A 17684-nucleotide genomic window follows, 5' to 3' on the forward strand; every position below is an offset into this window, starting at 1 on the left:
AAATGTGATACAAATTCAGTAGACCACGTCACTATTCACTGAGTAGTGACAACGAACCACAGAGAGAAGGAACAACAACATGGCTATTGAGACTCTGTACGATTCCGATGCCGACCTGTCCATCATCCAGGGCCGCAAGGTCGCCATCATTGGCTATGGCTCCCAGGGCCACGCCCACGCAATGAACCTGCGTGACTCTGGCGTTGAGGTGGCGATCGGCCTGCGCGAGGGTTCCAAGTCCCGCGAGAAGGCGGAAGAGGCTGGCTTTAAGGTCCTGAGCAACGCTGAGGCGTCCAAGTGGGCTGACGTCATCATGCTGCTAGCCCCGGATACGTCCCAGGCGACCATCTTCGCCGAGGACATTGAGCCAAACCTGGAGGACGGCAATGCTCTGTTCTTCGGCCACGGCCTCAACATTCACTTCGAACTGATCAAGCCGGCGGAGAACATCACCATCGGTATGGTTGCGCCGAAGGGCCCGGGCCACCTGGTCCGCCGCCAGTTCGTCGACGGCAAGGGCGTGCCCTGCCTGATCGCGACCCAGCAGGATCCGAAGGGCGAGGGCCGCGAGCTGACCCTGTCTTATGCCGCGGCCATCGGCGGTGCCCGCGCCGGCGTTATCCCGACCACCTTCGAAGCCGAGACCGTCACCGACCTCTTCGGTGAGCAGGCCGTTCTGTGCGGTGGTACCGAGGAGCTCGTGAAGGTCGGTTTCGAGGTGCTGGTGGAAGCCGGTTACGAGCCGGAGATGGCCTACTTCGAGTGCCTGCACGAGCTGAAGCTCATCGTTGACCTCATGTTCGAGGGCGGCATCAAGAACATGAACTACTCGGTCTCCGATACCGCAGAGTTCGGCGGCTACATTTCCGGTCCGCGCGTCATCGACGCTGACACCAAGCAGCGCATGAAGGACATCCTGTCCGACATTCAGGACGGAACCTTCACCAAGCGCCTGATCGCCAACGTTGAGGGCGGCAACAAGGAGCTCGAGGAGCTGCGCGCCAGCTACAACGATCACGAGATCGAGAAGACTGGTGAGAAGCTGCGCGATCTTATGAGCTGGGTCAAGAACCCGCTGGATGCAACTGCATAAATCGCACTGGATCTGAGTAATCCCGCTGGCCACCGGCTGGCGGGATTTTTCATTACCCGGGGCTTGGTGCCCGCAATGTGATGTTCGCGCACAAACGGGCACGTTCCCACATTTGGCGGTAGGCTCGAGGCCATGGGTTTCTCTACGCCAAGTTATGACCTTAATGACCTTTTCGCTCGCATCGATCGCGGTGATATTCAGCTGCCTGACTTCCAGCGCTCTTATTCCTGGGATGAGGACCGCATTAGATCGCTGATCGTCACCGTCTTGCGCGGCTACCCGCTCGGCGCATTTATGGCCTTGGATACCCGCAACGAAACCATGCGCTTTCGCCCCCGCCCATTGGCTGGGGCTCCGGATACCGGGGTGAACCCGGGCCTGCTCTTGCTTGATGGGCAGCAGCGCCTTACCACCTTGTATCACTGCTTCCGCGGCGAGGGCTTCGTCGATACCACTGATTTTCGTTCCAAGAAGGTCTCCCGCAAGTACTACGTGGACCTGCGCATAGCGACCTCGGAGGACATCATGCCGGACGAGGCCGTCTTCGCCGTCAACCAGCATGGCGAGCTGCGCTCCCACTTCGCGCCGGATATCGAAGGTTCCTTGAACAACCGCGAAGCCGCAATCGAAGAGTGCTGCATCCCGGTCTCAGCCCTGTTGAGCGAGGAAGGCACCAGCATGCTCTTCGAGCTCGCAGCCGCCAACGATGGTGCCACCCGTGATGTGGTTGCAGCCTTCAACAACCGCATCCTGCGCCCGCTGTCCGGCTACACCGTGCCGATGATCCGCCTCTCCCGGGAGACGGCAAGCGCCGGTATCGGCTCGATCTTTGCGCAGGTAAATTCGGCTGGTCTGCAGATGGATGTCTTCGATCTGCTCACGGCTGTCTTTGCCTCCGAAGACCCGGACTTCCACCTGGCGGAGGATTGGGCGGCCGTCGAGAAGCAGCTGCGTTCCTTCCCGGCGCTCGACGGCATTGGCCGCAACGAGTTCCTCTCGGCCGTGTCTTTGCTGGTGTCGGGGGAGAAGGGCAACGCTGGTGGTCAGCGCGAAGACATCCTGCAACTGACGCTCGCTGAATACCGCAAGGCCGCGGAGACCCTCGTGATTACCTTCCGTGAGGTCGCCGAGTTCTTGGCTGAGCGTTGCATCCTGTCCCTGGAGCAGGTTCCCTATTCCGAGCAGATTATCCCGCTGGCGGTCATCCTGGCACGTCTGGCTGAGAAGAAGGGCGTGCTATCTACCCAAGACGCCTGGGACCGCCTCAACCAGTGGTTCTGGAGCGGTGTCTTCGGTGAGCTTTACGGCTCCTCGGCCGTCAAGCTGCGCGCTGCCCGTGATGTCGACGAGGTGACCAGCTGGGTTGCCGGCGATACCGAGAGCGTTCCGAAGACGGTGCGCGATGCTTCCTTCCGCGAGTCCCGCTTGCTGTCCGTGGGGGAGAACGACGGCGTATGGCACGGCCTCTACGCTCTGCTCATGGCCCGCGGCGCCAAGGATTGGCGGACGGGGCGCGCCTTCAACCGCCATAGCTTCGAGGAGCTGCAGCCGGGATTCTTCCCGGTCTTCCCGCTTCGCTGGTGCGAGCGCCACGGTATCAGCGGCGTGCTGGCGAACTCCGTGCTCAACCGCACACCGATGGGCAAGCGCACCGAGGTGGTTCTGGACGGGCATTCGCCCGAGCGCTACCTGCCGCGCGTGCAGTCAAAGTCGATCATGGAGGATGCCGAGTTCGATAGTGTGTTGGCCTCCCACGACTTAGATCCGGAGCTGCTGACTGCGAAGACCGCGCACCAGTTCTTCGCCGATCGCCGCGAGCGCTTTGTCGGCATCGTCGAATATGCACTCAACAAGCAGGTGGTGCGCGACGTGGATGAGGCGAACCTTTCCGGCGGCGAGGAGGGCCCGCAGGCCTTTGCGCGTTAAGGTTCCTTCTCCACGTGCGCTACAGGTCGTGCCTGTAGCGCTGCTACTAGTCGTGACGGCCCTGGGCGCTGCGGGCTGTTCCTCGCTGGGGCGGGGCGAGCCGATCCTCACGCAGGACATCACCGCCCTCCCCGAAGCGGACATCGACCTGGCCCGCGCGAGCGAGGAGAACCGCTTGCGGCTTATCGACCCCCAATTCGCCAACGAGGTCACCGTGGTGGGGGACCGCTGGGGCATAGACTCTGCGCGCTTGTTCTTCAAGGAGAGCAATACGCTGATCCTCGCCGAAGAGACGGATGCCGCGGCCCTGCGCGCGGCGACGTTGAGCGTGTCGCAGCGCGTGCCCATGGTGACGTACGATGCGTCGATTCGCCCGCAGATTTCACAGCTGCTCACTGATCTCGACGTAGACCAGCTCCTCGTTATCGGTAACGTTCCGTGGGCCAGCCAGAACGGGCAACTTGAAGTTATCCATGACCCAGGAAACACCAAGGCGCTGGGGGAGTACACCGCTTTTCGCTTCACGTCGAAGGTGGTCATGAGCCGTGAGCGCATGGTTGACAACATTGCACGCTTGGATTCCTCTACGAAAACGGAGCTCAAGGCCGCCTGGGAGCCCCTGCCGCAGCACATAACGAAGGAAAAGATGCCGGCCATTCCGGCCCAGGCGCGCCGCGACGCACAAATGGCGCCGGTGATTGTGGCGACCGCGGAAAGCCCCCTAGCCAACGTGGTCAACGCCACCGCCTACGGTGGCACGGTCTTCGTCATGACCGAGCCAGATCCGTCGGCGACGAAGGCCGGCGCGGCGATAACCGCAGGGCTATCGGAGGGGCCTATCGTGGCCCTCGGACCGGAATTCGGTTCAGTGACAGAATTCACGCATAAAATCACTCAGGGCTGGAAAGAATAAACTACACTTCTCGGCATCTCCAATTCTGACTAGTAAAGGAAGTTATGTCGAAGCCGGTCGTACTTATCGCCGATAAGCTTGCCGAATCCACAGTTGATGCCCTCGGGGACACCGTTGAGGTTCGCTGGGTTGATGGCCCAAACCGCGAGGAACTTCTCGCCGCAGTGCCTGAGGCCGATGCGCTCCTCGTCCGCTCCGCCACGACCGTGGATGCGGAGGTTTTGGCCGCCGCAGAGAACCTGAAGATCGTCGGCCGTGCCGGCGTTGGCTTGGACAACGTTGACATCCCAGCCGCCACCGAGCGTGGAGTCATGGTTGTCAACGCACCGACCTCCAACATCCACTCCGCCTGCGAGCAGGCCATCGCCTTGCTCCTGGCCACCGCGCGCCAGGTGCCGGCGGCGGATCAGTCTCTTCGCCAAGGCGAGTGGAAGCGCTCGTCCTTCAAAGGCGTCGAGATCTATGGCAAGACCATCGGCATCGTGGGCTTCGGCCACATCGGCCAGCTCTTTGCCCAGCGCCTGGCGGCCTTTGAGACCACCATCATCGCGCACGATCCTTATGCCAACCCGGCCCGTGCGGCGGCGCTGGGCGTGGAGCTGGTGAGCCTTGAGGAGCTCATGTCCCGCTCTGACTTTGTGACGATCCACCTGCCCAAGACCCCGGAGACCGCCGGCATGTTCGATGCCGAGCTTTTGGCGCAGGCCAAGAAGGGCCAGATCATCATTAACGCCGCCCGCGGCGGCCTCGTCGATGAAGCAGCCCTGGCTGCCTCCATCAAGTCCGGCCACCACCGCGGTGCAGGCTTCGATGTCTATGCTTCCGAGCCCTGCACGGACTCCCCGCTGTTTGAGCTTCCGCAAGTTACCGTGTCCCCGCACTTGGGTGCATCCACGGTCGAAGCGCAGGACCGCGCCGGTACCGACGTCGCCGCCTCCGTGCTGAAGGCGCTGGCCGGCGAGTTCGTCGCGGATGCCGTCAACGTTGAAGGCGGACGGGTCGGCGAGGAGGTCGCCGGCTGGTTGGACCTGACCCGCAAGCTGGGCCTGGTAGCCGGCAACCTGCTGGATGCAGCGCCGGTTGCCGTGGAAGTCGAGGCCTGCGGTGAGCTGGCTAACGAGGATGTCTCGGCTCTTGGTCTGTCTGCTGTTCGCGGACTGTTTTCCGGCGTGGTCTCGGAGGCTGTCACCTTCGTTAACGCAATGAAGATCGCCGAAAGCCGCGGAGTGACCGTGGACGTGAAGACCAACGTGGAGTCGAAGGGCCACCGTTCTTCGGTGCGCGTCAGGGTGATTGGCCCCAACGGCAAGGTATCGCAGCTGACCGGTGCCTTGACCGGCATTGACGGGGTGGAGAAGATTATCCGCATCAACGGCCGCGGCGTCGATATGCGCGCTACCGGCCGCAACCTCTTCTTCTCCTACAAGGATGCCCCGGGCGCGCTGGGTACCGTGGGTACCAAGCTGGGCTCTGCCGGCATCAACATTGTCGCCGCCGCCTTGACCCAGGGTAAGGACGCCTCCGACGCTGTGCTCATTCTGCGCGTCGAGCGCGAGGTGCCAGAGGAGCTCGTCGAGGAGATCAACTCGGCGCTGGGGGCTACCTGCCACCAGCTCGATTTGGATGTTTAATCCACACCGCACCTGAGTGGAGTCCACCGCCCCCCTGCAGAGCCAGCCATGGTTCTTCAGGGGGTTTCGGCTTCATGGAGGGCACGAGGGTGGTACTCTCTCAAGTATCCAATATGTGAGAAAGGAATCCCACAAAATGAAACTTGCAGTGATTGGCGGCGACGGCATTGGCCCCGAGGTAACCGCGGAAGCGCTCAAGGTTCTGCGCGCGGTGCGCGAGGACATCGAGGTGACCGACTATGACCTGGGTGCTCGACGCTACCTGCGCAACGGAGAGCTGCTTACCGACGCCGACCTGGCCTCCCTGCGCGAGCACGACGCCATCCTGCTCGGTGCGATTGGCGCCCCGGGTGAGGTTCCGCCCGGCGTCTTGGAGCGCGGCCTGCTGCTGAAGATGCGTTTTGCGCTCGACCACCACGTTAACCTGCGCCCCTCCAAGTTGTACCCGACGTCTACCTCGCCTCTGGCAAACCCGGGCGATATCGACTTCGTCGTTGTCCGTGAGGGCACCGAAGGTCTGTACTGCGGAAACGGCGGCACGCTGCGCGAAGGCACTGAGCACGAGGTGGCCTCGGAGGTTTCCCAGAACACCCGCTACGGCGTTGAGCGCGTGGTGCGCGATGCCTTCCAGCGTGCGATGTCCCGCCGCAAGCACGTCACGCTGGTGCACAAGACCAACGTTTTGGTCAATGCCGGCGGGCTGTGGCAGCGCACCGTGAACGAGGTGGCACAGGAGTTTCCGGAGGTCACCGTGGACTACAACCACATCGATGCCGCAACCATCTACATGGTCACCGATCCCGCGCGCTACGACGTCATCGTGACCGACAACCTCTTTGGTGACATCCTGACTGACCTGGCCGGTGCTGTTACCGGTGGCATCGGCTTAGCCGCCTCCGGAAACATTGACGCCTCCGGTGCGAATCCCTCCATGTTCGAGCCTGTCCACGGTTCTGCCCCGGACATTGCGGGCAAAGGGATTGCGGACCCGACCGCGGCGATCCTCTCGGCCGCGATGCTACTGCGCCACCTCGGCGACGAGGACAACGCTGTGCGCATCGAGGAGGCCGTTGCTGCCGACGTCTCCTCCCGCGGGGATGCGCAGCCGAAGACTACCGAAATTGGTGACCGAATCGCCTCCGCGCTGCGCGCCTAGCACTGTATGGTTGGCGCATGAGCGTCGAAATAGACGAGGTCACTAGTTTCCTCGCCCAGCACGAGCCTTTCTCCCGCCTGCCGGAGGAAGAGCTCACCGCGCTGTCTGCACAGCTGAGCATGATCTACCTGCGCCGCGGGGATGTCCCCGTCCGGCTCGGGGAGGAGAACGCGTTCCTACACATCATCCGCACCGGGGCAATAGATGTTCTGGGAGAGGATGGCGTCCTTCTCGATCGGCGCGAACCCGGGCTGACCTTTGGCTATTCCACGCTGCAGGGTGAGCCGGTTTCCGTCTATGAGATGGTCGCGGTCGAAGACAGTCTGGTCTTCACCCTGCCGCAGCACGCTTTTAGCGAGTGCGCCCAACGCAACCCAGACATCGCACGGTTCTTTTCGGCCAAGTCGCGCCAGATCCGAGCAGCAGCCCGCGAGCTGTCCGATTCCGCACCGACGGATGTTCTCCGCACGCCGCTGCAGGACCTTATCCGCACCGACGTGCTCACCGCTCCGCCCACCACCACGATCGCGGAAGCCGCTGGCATGATGACTGACCGGAGTGTGTCCTCGCTCCTCGTCGTGGAGCCCGGGAACCAGAACGGCACCCGCCTTAAGGGCATCGTGACGGACCGCGATCTGCGTTCCCGCGTGCTCGCCGTTCACCGCGATCCTGGCCAGGCGGTGGGGGAGATCATGACGCCCAACCCGCTGACGGTATCTGCCGATGCCCCCGCCATGGAGGCGCTGCTGCACATGGCCGAACGAGGCATCCACCACCTGCCGGTGGTCACCGAGGGCGCATTGCAGGGCATCGTCACGCAGTCGGACGTTACGCGCCTGCTCCATAACGACCCGCTTTACCTCACCGCGGATCTCTCACGGCGCAGCAGTGCCGCTGAGCTTCGTGGCGCTTTTCAGGAAGCCACGCGCCTGGCCGGGCGTTACGTGGAGCGCGGCTCCACCCCGGCGGAAGCCTCCAGCCTGGTCACGCTCGCCGCTGATGCCGTGGCTCGCCGCCTGTGCACGCTAGCCGAGGAGGAACTTGGACCCCCGCCGGTCGAGTATGCCTTCGTGGCCGTCGGTTCGCAGGGCCGCCGGGAAATGGCGCTTGCCTCGGATCAGGACAATGCTCTGGTTCTCGCTGATGACTACGATGCCGCGGTGCACGGCGACTACTTCGCGCGGATGAGCTCCTTCGTCTGCCAGGGGCTTGCCGACGCCGGCCAAGTTCTCTGCCCCGGCAACATGATGGCGATGAACGAAGAATGGCGGATGACCCGGACCCACTGGATCGATACCTTCCGTAGGTGGATCCGGGAGCCCCAACCGGAGGCTCTGCTCAACGCACAGATCTTCTTCGATTTCCGTGTCCTCTATGGCAGCGAGGAGCTGGGCCGGGAAGTTCACACTGCTGCCGTAGAAATGGGTAAGGGCGCAACTCGCTTGCACGCGCACCTGGCCAGCTTGGCAGCGCGCCGCGAGCCGCCGCTGACCTTCTTCAGAGGGCTGGTGGTGGAACGCGATGGCGACTACGCTAACACCCTCGACATTAAGAAGGGCGGGACCGCCGGAATCGTGCAGATGGCCCGGCTCTTCGCCTTGGCTTCCGGCTCGACGGTGGTGGATACCCGCCAGCGTCTCAGAGAAGCCGCCGGTAACGCGGTGAGCCACCAGGGGGCGCAGGAGCTTCTCGACGCCTTTGATTACCTACGCTCCCTCTCCTTCCAACACCAAGCCCACCAGCTGCGCGAGGGACAGCAGCCCAATTACAACATCGGCCCCAAGAGCCTGGGGCGCATGGAACGCGAGCACCTGCGCGATGCCTTCCGGGCGATCAAGTCGATGCAGAATGCCCTCGCGACCAAATACCCGGTGAGGAATATCTAGATGTGGAATCGCTGGAGCCGCCGGGCGGACTGGGGCGCGCCCCCGCGCACCACACCCCTTGATGACGTGGGCTTGTTGGCCGTGGACATGGAGACGACCAGCCTTAACCCCCGCACGGGGAAGATCGTCTCTATTGGCTGGGTTCCGGTTAATGGCAGAACCATCGACTTATCCGGTGCTGGCTATATCGTGGTGCGCGGTGCGCAGGTGGCCGACGACTCGCATGTCCACCTGCTGACCCAAAACGTCATCGACGCCGGAGAGGAGCTGGAGAGCGCCATGGAGCAGTTGCGCCAGGCGGTGCAGGGACGCGCGTTGCTCGCACACTTCTCAGCGCTGGAGGTGGGATTCATTGAGGCGGCATCGCGCGCGGTGTTCGGAGAGCGCCCGCGGCTGAGCGTGGTGGATACCTTTGCGTTGGAGCGGCGCCACATGGAGCGCATGGGCACCTACCCGCGCGGCGAGGACCTACGCCTTCCCCGAGTCCGTGAGCGCTATGGTCTGCCGCGCTATGGCAGCCACAATGCGCTCAGCGACGCCCTGGCTTGCGCAGAGCTATACCTAGCGCAGCGGGGGAGCACGCGAGCGGTGACCCTGGGGGACGTCGTCCAGCGCTGAGATAGACAACGCTTCCTTTGCAACCTTTACTGCAGACCCCTGATCGTGTGTTAAAAATCCTTGCGAGTAGTATGGCCGTTATGCGTTTAGGACGAATTGCTCACACCGAAGGTATCTGTTTTGCCATCATCGATGGTCCCGCCGACGCCCCGCTGGATCAGCTGGTGGCCAAGGAAATTTCCGGCACACCGTTTACGCCGCCGGAGCCCACTGGCCGCGAGTGGCCGCTGAGTGAGGTGCGCTTGTTGGCGCCGACCCTGCCGACCAAGGTCGTAGCGCTCGGCCGCAACTACGCCGACCACGTGGCGGAGGTCTTCAAGGAGTCTGCCGAGCACCTGCCGCCGACGATCTTCATCAAGCCTTCCACCGCGGTCATTGGCCCGGGTGCGCCCATCAAGATTCCGGAGTTCGCCACCAACGTGGAGTTCGAGGGTGAGCTCGCCGTCGTGATCTCCAAGGTCTCGAAGAATATCGACCCAGAGAAGTGGCGCGACCACGTCGTCGGCTACACCATTTGTAACGATGTTTCTTCGCGTGACCTGCAGTTCCAGGATGGCCAGTGGGCGCGCGCGAAGGGCATCGACACCTTCTGCCCGCTGGGCCCGTGGATTGAGACGGACCTGGACTGCATCAATCTCGATGACCAGAAGATTAACGCCTACCTCACGCACGATGGCAAGCGTGAGCAGAAGCAGGATTCCAATACGGATCAGATGATTGTGAAGATGGGCCACATCATCGCTGAGATCTCGCAGTCCTACACGCTTCTGCCGGGCGATGTCATCACTACGGGTTCCCCGGCTGGCACGGCACCGATGGTGCCGGGCGATACCATCGAAATTGAGATCCCCGGCGTGGGCAGCCTGGCCAACCCGATTGAGCGCGCTTAGATGCTGCTCTAAAGGTTGAGCGCGCGCAAGATGGTGCGCAGCTTAGCCGTGGTTTCCTGAAGTTCGGCCGTCGGGTCGGAGTCCACGACGATTCCTCCGCCTGCCCACGCGCGGGCGGAGAGGCCATCGCCGGCCACCTCGGCGCACCGGATGGCTACCATGTATTCGCCGTCGCCGGAATCATCGCACCAGCCCACCGCGCCGGCGTAGAAGCCGCGATCGGTTTCAGCGGTTTCGATCAGCGCTTGTGCGGCCTCCGTGGGGGTGCCACAAATAGCAGGGGTGGGGTAGACCAACTCGGCCAACTCGAGCGCAGTGATGTCAGAATCCTTGAGGGTTCCCGCAATCGGGGTGCCCAGATGCCACATCTCATTGGTGGAGGTGAGCTGCGGGGACGTGGGAGCATCGAGGGTCTCGCACAAAGGCTGCAGAATACGGCGGATGTGATCTACCACGAAAGCGTGCTCGCGCAAATCCTTCTCGGAATTGTGCAGGTCCTGACCTGCCATGATGTCGCGTGCTTTATCCGACTGCCGGGGCGCGGATCCGGCCAAGGGGAAGGCCGTGACTGTTGAACCCTGCTTCTTGATGAGCACCTCCGGGGAAGAGCCCACGAGCATCGCTCCGGGTCGCCCCGCCGGGGTGAGGTCGGCGATGAAACCATCGCGATGGGAGGATAGGTCGATCAGCCGTGCGGCGACGAGGAGCGGATCGACAGGGGCGTGGAACTCAATGTCAACGGCGCGGGCGAGGACTACCTTGTCCAACTTCGACGCCTCGATCGTGGCGATGGCTGCTTCAATGCGGCGAAGGTGTTCCTCCGGTTCCGGATCGAAACCGGTAACCCGCGCGTTGAGCGTGCCGCTGCGGTAATAGGCATGTGGCTCGAGCGGGCCGTCCTCGCGGATAATGCTGCGCGGGACTGTCAAGGCGGCCGGATCTCCCTTGTGGAAGGGAAGCGCTCCGACGATCATCGGGACCGTGCCGGCACGCAGCTCGGCTACGGCGGCATCGACATCGCTGAAGGTCGCAGCCGAACCTTGGGTACGCACAGACCCCGTCGCGCGGGACAGGAGGAAGTCGGGGGCGGTGGAGGGTCTGTTTTCACACATAAGGAATAACTCTAGTTCCTTCTTTCCTTCTTACCGAAACCAGATCCACTCCTTATGCGGGGTGACCGCCCCTAGGGGACCAGTCGCGGTTGCGCGGGCGGAAGAACTGCACCGCGATGAACAGCCCGATACCGAGGAGAAGCGCAAGGGAACCCATGCCCGCAAGGAAGCCCGCCCAGAAGCCGGCCATCGGTGCGCCATAGCTCATAGCCTGGATGTTTGCGCTTCCAGCCTGCTGTTCCTCCGTGCTTGGGGCGGGGCGCTGCGCCGCGGCGGTATGCTTGGTGCTTCGTTCCTTCTTGGGCGCCGCGGTACTCCCGGACTCTTTCGCGCGAGTAGCAGAGCGCCCGTTCGAGGTGTTCCGATGTGTGGAATCTCTCTGTTGTTCCACAGTGTGGGATGATCCGTTCTGTGGGGCGCGCTGGCCCTGCGTCTCAGGACGTTGGCTTCTTTCAGAAGCATCTGCAGCCGGCTTCTTTTCGGTGCTTCGCGCGGAGCGCTCAGACTGCTTCGAGTCTTTGGCGTCTCTGGACGTGGAGGGCTGCGCGCCGTTGAGGACGGCCTCGGCCTCCTTGAAGGTTTTATCCATCGTCTTGTCTAACTGAGCGATGGACTTAGAGGTGTCGTTGATCTCCTTGGCCAACTGCTGCGGGCGGTTCTTCGCGCTGCCAGAACCAGAGCCCTGCCCAGCGCCGGCACTGGCACCCCAATCCAGTTGACACACCTCGTCGGGCTCCGCTTCACCTACGAGGAAAGGAACGTCGATGGAATGCTCCGAGCCACCGTTGAGCGTAAACGTGAAGGTTGCGGCATAGGCGCCTGGCTCGGTGAAAATGATCCCGGTGTGGCTGTGGAAGTGGTCGGGGTAGTTCCAGGTGATGTCTGGGTCTTCCGAATCAAAGAGGACGGTGGGCGCTGCGCCCAGGGAGTTTTGGAATCCCACCATACGTCCGCCTTCCGGTGCGCTGTGCAGCGTTAGCGACAGGGTAGCGCCCTCGGCCGTTGCCGGGTCGAGGTAGCTGGTGTTGAAACCAAGCCAGGGGATTGCCGGGTCTTGGGTTTGGGGGATCTGCCAACCACTCGACGGGATATCGCTTCCGGCTGACTCATCGAAGGCGGCATTGCTGCCGACCTCCACGTAGAACTCGCCGGAATCGTAGTCCTTGCCGGACTCATCGTCGCGGGCGATGAAGGAGATGTTACCAGAATCTCCCACCAGCGCGAGGTCTTGGTGTCCGCGGCTAAAGGCATGCAGGGAGCTGGCATCGCAGGAGGACTCGCCTGCGCGCTCCGCGGCAACAGCGGGCGCTGCAGAAGCAATCATCGTCGGCGAGCTCAGGGCGATAGCGGCGGCAGCAGTCAAGGTTAGGGGACGGATATTCATGCGGACAGGGACTCCTTTGATTCAGATGGGTGCGGGGAGGACGCCGTGGCACGACGAGAATGCAGAAGAGGGGACAGCGCCCACGCCGCGAGGAAGCAAGCAGTAAGCAGCAGTACGATGGTCGCCCCAGCGGGAAGATCGATGGCCCACGCCAGATAGATGCCGAAGAAGCTGCCGAGCGAACCGATGGCCGCGGAGGCGATCATCATCGACCCCAGCGAGTCACAGAGCAGCCGCGCCGTGGCCGCTGGGGTAATGAGTAGGGCGAGCACGAGGACGTTGCCGATGGTGCCCACAGAGATGACCACCGCGCCGGTCACGCAGAGGTAGAGCACGATGTCCAGAGCAAAGACGGGCAGTCCCATCGCGCGGGCAGTTTCTTTGTCCAGGCACGTGGCGGTGAGCTGGGGGCCGAGCAAGACCACGGCCCCAACGATGAGCACCGTGACGGTGAACGCGGTGTAGAGATCTGCACGGGAGACACCCGTCAGCGATCCGAAGAGGAAGCTCGTGAGCGAGGCCGTATAGCCCTCCACCCGGGAGATAATGACCATGCCAAGCGCAAAGGATGCGGCGAAGAAAATACCGATGACGGAGTCCTCGCGGACCGTGCGCCGCTGGGAGAAGCACGCGATGAGCACGGCGACGGTGCAGCCCGCCACGGCGCCGCCGAGCAGCACTGAGCCCTGGAGCACGAAAGCGATAGCCAGACCCGGGAACACCGCGTGGGAGACAGCATCGCCGATAAAGGCCATGCCGCGCAGCACGACGTAGCACCCCACCACCCCGCACACAATTGCAGCGAGGATGGAGATGCCGACCGCGCGGGCCAAAAAGTCCAGGTGCGGGTTGGCCAGGTCCTGGAAAAACTCAACAAGCGAAATGTCGATCATGCCGCCACCCCAATCGCAGAGAGCAGCGGTGAGGAGGCCGATACCCCGAAGGTCTCGCTCCACGGCTGCGGAGTCAGGCGGAGGTCCTCAGCGGGCCCATCCGCGACGATTCCCCGGTTAAAGAGCACCAGGCGCGAACACGAGTGCGCGGCTTCGGAGAGGTTGTGGGTGGACATGACCACGCTGCTTCCCTGGTCGGTGAGTTTCTGGAAAAGAGTCAGTAGCTCCTCGGTGTTGGGAGCGTCGAGTCCGGTGAAGGGTTCGTCGAGAAGCAGCACCTCGGGCTCGCAGGCCAGAGCGCGGGCGATGAGGACGCGCTGGCGTTGGCCGCCGGACAGCTGCGCGATAGGTCGCTGGGCGAACTCTTCCAAATTGGTCAACTCGATGGCGCGGCGGGCAGCCTCCTTGTCAGCCCGGCCCGGCCGCCGGAACCAGCCCACCATTCCCGTGCGCCCGCTGAGCACCGCCTTGGCCACGCTGATGGGGAAGTCCCACTCCACGTCGTGACGCTGCGGGACGTATCCCAACGAGGTGGTGACGTCGATGGTGCCGGTGAAGGGGACCAGCCCCAGGACGGCGCGCATCAGCGTGGTCTTACCGGCTCCGTTCGGCCCGAGAAGCCCAATAAACTCGCCGGGGTTGACGTCGAAGCATGCGCCGTCGATGACCTGGCGGCCAGAAAGCGATACTGCCAGGTCGTTGATTGAGATGAAGGGATTAGCCACGGCGCCCGCCTTTCGCGCGTAGCACCGCAAACACAGCCCCGACGAGGACGAGTAGGCCCGCACCGGCGAGTGCCCAGACCCACACCGGCACCGCGGCGCCCGCCGAGGCATCCGAGGACACGGCGCTCGGATCCCACTGCGCGGCGTGCGCCTGCGCGACGTCGGTGCCTGCACCGACAGCAAAGGTCAACGTGGCCTCGGCAGCGACATCGCTCCCGGCGCTCTCGCCCGCGCCTTGCCCGCTCATGCGCACCCGAACCTGGTGGATGCCGGGTTCGCTAAATACCCAGTTAGCGTGCGTGTGCGTGCCCAGGTCCACCCAGAAACCGTCCGTGGCCCCGGTCGCGGTGGACCACAGCAGCTGCGGTTCTTCGAAGCCACCGTTTTGCAGGAACAGCGAGAACTCGCCCGGCCCTTGGTGGCCCAAGAACTCCATGGTGAGGCCGCGGTCAACGTTGTCCGTTAGCGAGGGCGCCTGGGTATTCCAGCCCAGCCACGGCACGTCGGCTTGTTCTGTTTGGGGAACGACCCACACCTGCGATCCGGGCTCGGCGCCGACAAAGGAAAAGGCTTTGTCCTCCGGAAGGGTGAGTTGGGCATTGTCGCCGACGTCGAAGACTACGTCAGCAGGATCACGCCACACCGGCGTGGCTGCTGAATCGTCGCGGGCGAGGAACTGGGCTTGCCCGTCGACAAGCAACAGCCCGAGGTCCACGTGACCGTGGTCGATGGTGGCCTCTGTTCCAGGTGTGGCGACCTCTTCATCGGCGCTCACGACCTGGGCCAGATCACCGGCCCACGCGGTCACCGGTGCGAAAGCCAACGCCGCAGCGGTCAGTGTTGCCGCCAGGGACGTGCCTAGTGTGTGGATGGTGCGATTAGACATGAGTTTCCTTCGTGGTGCTGCCTAAGCAGCGGTTGAGTGAGTGTGCGTTGAATCGCAACAGGTCGAGATACGTGGGGACGGTGTCATCGAGAGTGTCGCCGTAGATGGGGCAGACCGCGATCCCAAGGGATTCGGCAGCCTCACGGATGACATCGGCGCTGGCCTGTTGAGTAGGTTCGACGAAGACCGCGGGCAGGCGGAGATTCTCCAACGTGCGGCGCAGGGCGATGACGTCCCGCGGTGAAGGCTCGATGGCCGGGTTGGGAGTGACGAATCCCGCAATATCAAGGCCATAACCTTGTTCCAGGTAGGCATAGCCGTGATGAGGTGTGACCAAGTGCCGGTTGCGCTCCGGGATGTCTTCGATGAGCCGCCGCACCTCCGCGTCCGCGTCGTGCAACTGCTCGATGTAGTCCTGAGCGCGCTCCCGATAGTCCGCGCCGTGGGACGGATCCGCCACGGCCAGCTGCTCGGCGATGACCTCGGCATAGCTGATGCCGTTGGCCGCGTTGTGCCACAGGTGCGGGTCAACCTCACCGTGGATGTGCTTGCCCAGGACCGCCTGCGGCAGCAGGTAGGTCTCGTCACCTGGGCGCCCTAGGAAGCGGTACGCAGGATCCGGCGGAATCTGCTGCAGGGTGGAGTTGGGAATGCTCAACGCCGTGGTGCGCGGGTCGAAACCTTCGCCTTGATCCTCCAAATCGAGCTCGCCCGTGGACAAGTCCGCGGTGATATCTACGTGTCCCGAATCCAGGGAGGTCATTCCATCAGGTGGCTGTACGCCCACGGCCACCGTGAATTCCTGCGGGGAGCTATCCGTTGCGCCAAAAGTGAGACGGTATATGCCCGGCTTGGTGAAGGCCCACGAGACGTGCGTGTGGGCGTTGGCCGGCAGCGTCGTGGAATCGTCGCGTTCGTCCAGACCATCAGCCGTGTTAAAGAGTGCTTCGGGCGTACCAAACGTGGATACGACGTAAGCCGCAACATCGCCTGGCCCCTCGGCATCGAGCAGGCTCATGGTTACGCTCGTTGTACCCGGCTGGGCATTGCGCACACGCAACCCCAGCCAGACGGCATCGAGGGCAACGTTTTCCACCAGCGGCACGAGACGGGCCCCGCGCGTGGACGCTTGGTCCGCTACCTCGGTGACCGGAACATCCGATGATTCCCGCAGCGTCTTCAGCAGGTTCTGCGGCTCGAGGAGAAACCCATTGGCCAGCATCACATCCGCGTTGGCGACATCCCGCACCGAGCGCAAGCTCGGCTCAAAGGTGTGTGGGTCCTTGCCCGCGGGAATCAACGTGGTCACCGCGGCATCGTCCCCGGCCACGTGCTTGGCGACGTCCCCCAGAATCGGCGTCGTCGCCACCACCTTGAGCTTCGCATCGTCCCCATTGGCGGTGCTCGCGCAACCACTGAGCGTGGACGCGCCAATAAGCACCGCCGAGAGTAGCGCGATGGGGTGCGTCCGGGTGCGTACTCCGTGCGGCATTAGTCGCGGCCCTTAATGAGTGCGAGACGTGCTAGCGCCAAGCCAAGCACGAGCATGCCAAGGCCCAAGATTCCGATGCCCCACGGCAGTAGGTTTTGCCCGCTGTCGTAATAGCCGGCGGCAGCGACCGTGTCCACGTTCTCCGCGGCTGGCGTGGTTTTGTCGGCTACGCGGGCAGGCTTGCGCTCCTTCCTTTCCTTGCGCTCTGAGCGGTCTTTTCGATTCTTGTCCTGTGCCTGTTGTTCTGCGGCCTTGGTTCCCGCAGCCGACGCCGCACCGCGGGTAGCGCCTCCGGAGCTTCCGCCCCCAGAGCGTGAGCCCGAGTTAGAAGAAGCAGGTTCGTCGGAAGAGGCCTCTCCCAGGGTGACGTCGTCGAGCTCAGCAGAGCTCTCAGCACCGTGGTCCGTATCCGTTTCTTCTTCCCGGGGCGTGGCTTCTGCATCACCGACGTCCCAGGTATAGGTGACCTGGTTACTCGTGTCCCCATTGGATTCTGCCTGCACCGTCATGGTGTAGATACCGGGTTCGCTAAAAGCCCAGTTGACGTGTCGGTGTGCCGGGTAGGCCTGGTTGATGACGTCCCCGGACACCAGGTCCAGCGCGCCGGCGTCGGTGACAGGCTGGATATCGCCGAAGCCTGCCGTTTCGAACACGAAGATATCACCGGGGCCGGTGACCTCGACGAACTCGAAGTTGATGTCGGTGTAGCCAGCCGATTGTGCAGACTGGGTATCCCATCCCGGCCAGAGCAGCGAACTGTCCTGGGTCTGGGGGAGGTAATACGTCGGTGCGCCAATCCCATCGATGCCCTCGGTGGCCTCGCTCCAGGCTTCCTCGGCCACTTTGAGGGTGACATCGTTGCCTGGGCGTACGACACCGCTACCTGTGATGTCTTCCTTCATTGACAAAGTGAGCTCTCCGCCGGGTGCGGAGACATAGAAGGCATCAACGTGCCCGGTGTCGAAAACCTCGCCATCGGCGCGGGCCGGGGCCGGGTGGCCCGTGAAGACGACTGCCAGCGCCACGGCGATGGCGCAGAGGGCAGCAGTGACTCTGTGCAGTTCTGTGGTGCGGTGCAC

General features: G+C 63.2%; 15 protein-coding genes. 8 read left to right on the top strand and 7 right to left on the bottom strand.

The window, feature by feature from the left end; genetic code table 11:
* Positions 1 to 79 precede the first annotated feature (79 nt).
* The 8 genes from ilvC (at position 80) to HMPREF2635_RS07550 (ending at position 10113) form a co-directional block, all read left to right on the top strand.
* Positions 80 to 1093, top strand: coding sequence for a ketol-acid reductoisomerase (ilvC, locus tag HMPREF2635_RS07515; protein WP_049156493.1), 1014 nt, complete (start codon positions 80 to 82; stop codon positions 1091 to 1093).
* A gap of 132 nt (positions 1094 to 1225) precedes the next feature.
* On the top strand, positions 1226 to 3019 hold the full coding sequence (locus HMPREF2635_RS07520; RefSeq protein WP_070511653.1) for a GmrSD restriction endonuclease domain-containing protein: 1794 nt from the start codon (positions 1226 to 1228) through the stop codon (positions 3017 to 3019).
* A gap of 28 nt (positions 3020 to 3047) precedes the next feature.
* On the top strand, positions 3048 to 3932 hold the full coding sequence (locus HMPREF2635_RS07525; RefSeq protein WP_070821515.1) for a hypothetical protein: 885 nt from the start codon (positions 3048 to 3050) through the stop codon (positions 3930 to 3932).
* Between the two features lie 44 nt (positions 3933 to 3976).
* Positions 3977 to 5563, top strand: a complete 1587-nt coding sequence (gene serA, locus HMPREF2635_RS07530) for a phosphoglycerate dehydrogenase (RefSeq protein WP_070681140.1) — start codon at positions 3977 to 3979, stop codon at positions 5561 to 5563.
* A 136-nt stretch (positions 5564 to 5699) separates the two neighbouring features.
* The gene (locus HMPREF2635_RS07535) at positions 5700 to 6719 is read left to right on the top strand and encodes a 3-isopropylmalate dehydrogenase (RefSeq protein WP_046648108.1); all 1020 of its coding nucleotides are present in this window, start codon (positions 5700 to 5702) and stop codon (positions 6717 to 6719) included.
* A 17-nt stretch (positions 6720 to 6736) separates the two neighbouring features.
* Positions 6737 to 8605, top strand: coding sequence for a DUF294 nucleotidyltransferase-like domain-containing protein (locus tag HMPREF2635_RS07540; RefSeq protein WP_070821516.1), 1869 nt, complete (start codon positions 6737 to 6739; stop codon positions 8603 to 8605).
* On the top strand, positions 8606 to 9223 hold the full coding sequence (locus HMPREF2635_RS07545; protein ID WP_046648110.1) for an exonuclease domain-containing protein: 618 nt from the start codon (positions 8606 to 8608) through the stop codon (positions 9221 to 9223).
* An 80-nt stretch (positions 9224 to 9303) separates the two neighbouring features.
* Positions 9304 to 10113 carry a fumarylacetoacetate hydrolase family protein gene (locus HMPREF2635_RS07550; RefSeq protein ID WP_010186887.1) on the top strand — a complete coding sequence of 270 codons (810 nt, stop codon included), beginning with the start codon at positions 9304 to 9306 and terminating at the stop codon, positions 10111 to 10113.
* An 8-nt stretch (positions 10114 to 10121) separates the two neighbouring features.
* Here HMPREF2635_RS07550 and HMPREF2635_RS07555 read toward each other — a convergent pair whose 3' ends face one another.
* Genes HMPREF2635_RS07555 through HMPREF2635_RS07585 form a run of 7 tightly spaced genes read right to left on the bottom strand, consistent with a single transcriptional unit; the run spans position 10122 to position 17684 of the window.
* The gene (locus tag HMPREF2635_RS07555) at positions 10122 to 11225 is read right to left on the bottom strand and encodes an isochorismate synthase (RefSeq protein ID WP_049156504.1); all 1104 of its coding nucleotides are present in this window, start codon (positions 11223 to 11225) and stop codon (positions 10122 to 10124) included.
* 52 nt (positions 11226 to 11277) lie between these two features.
* Complete coding sequence (locus tag HMPREF2635_RS07560) at positions 11278 to 12609, bottom strand: choice-of-anchor M domain-containing protein (protein WP_049156508.1); 1332 nt, start codon at positions 12607 to 12609, stop codon at positions 11278 to 11280.
* Complete coding sequence (locus HMPREF2635_RS07565) at positions 12606 to 13502, bottom strand: anchored repeat-type ABC transporter permease subunit (protein WP_049156511.1); 897 nt, start codon at positions 13500 to 13502, stop codon at positions 12606 to 12608. Before HMPREF2635_RS07565 ends, HMPREF2635_RS07560 begins: the two co-directional genes overlap by 4 nt.
* Positions 13499 to 14227, bottom strand: coding sequence for an anchored repeat-type ABC transporter ATP-binding subunit (locus tag HMPREF2635_RS07570; RefSeq protein WP_046648114.1), 729 nt, complete (start codon positions 14225 to 14227; stop codon positions 13499 to 13501). The genes HMPREF2635_RS07565 and HMPREF2635_RS07570 overlap by 4 nt, the downstream gene beginning before the upstream one ends.
* Positions 14220 to 15113 (bottom strand): choice-of-anchor M domain-containing protein, encoded by an 894-nt coding sequence (locus HMPREF2635_RS07575; protein WP_046648115.1) that lies wholly within the window; start codon positions 15111 to 15113, stop codon positions 14220 to 14222. The genes HMPREF2635_RS07570 and HMPREF2635_RS07575 overlap by 8 nt, the downstream gene beginning before the upstream one ends.
* Positions 15106 to 16605 (bottom strand): anchored repeat ABC transporter, substrate-binding protein, encoded by a 1500-nt coding sequence (locus HMPREF2635_RS07580; protein WP_070821517.1) that lies wholly within the window; start codon positions 16603 to 16605, stop codon positions 15106 to 15108. The genes HMPREF2635_RS07575 and HMPREF2635_RS07580 overlap by 8 nt, the downstream gene beginning before the upstream one ends.
* Positions 16605 to 17684, bottom strand: a complete 1080-nt coding sequence (locus tag HMPREF2635_RS07585) for a choice-of-anchor M domain-containing protein (RefSeq protein WP_070517500.1) — start codon at positions 17682 to 17684, stop codon at positions 16605 to 16607. Before HMPREF2635_RS07585 ends, HMPREF2635_RS07580 begins: the two co-directional genes overlap by 1 nt.

Source organism: Corynebacterium sp. HMSC035E02 (genome assembly GCF_001836065.1).
GTDB lineage: Bacteria > Actinomycetota > Actinomycetes > Mycobacteriales > Mycobacteriaceae > Corynebacterium > Corynebacterium hiratae.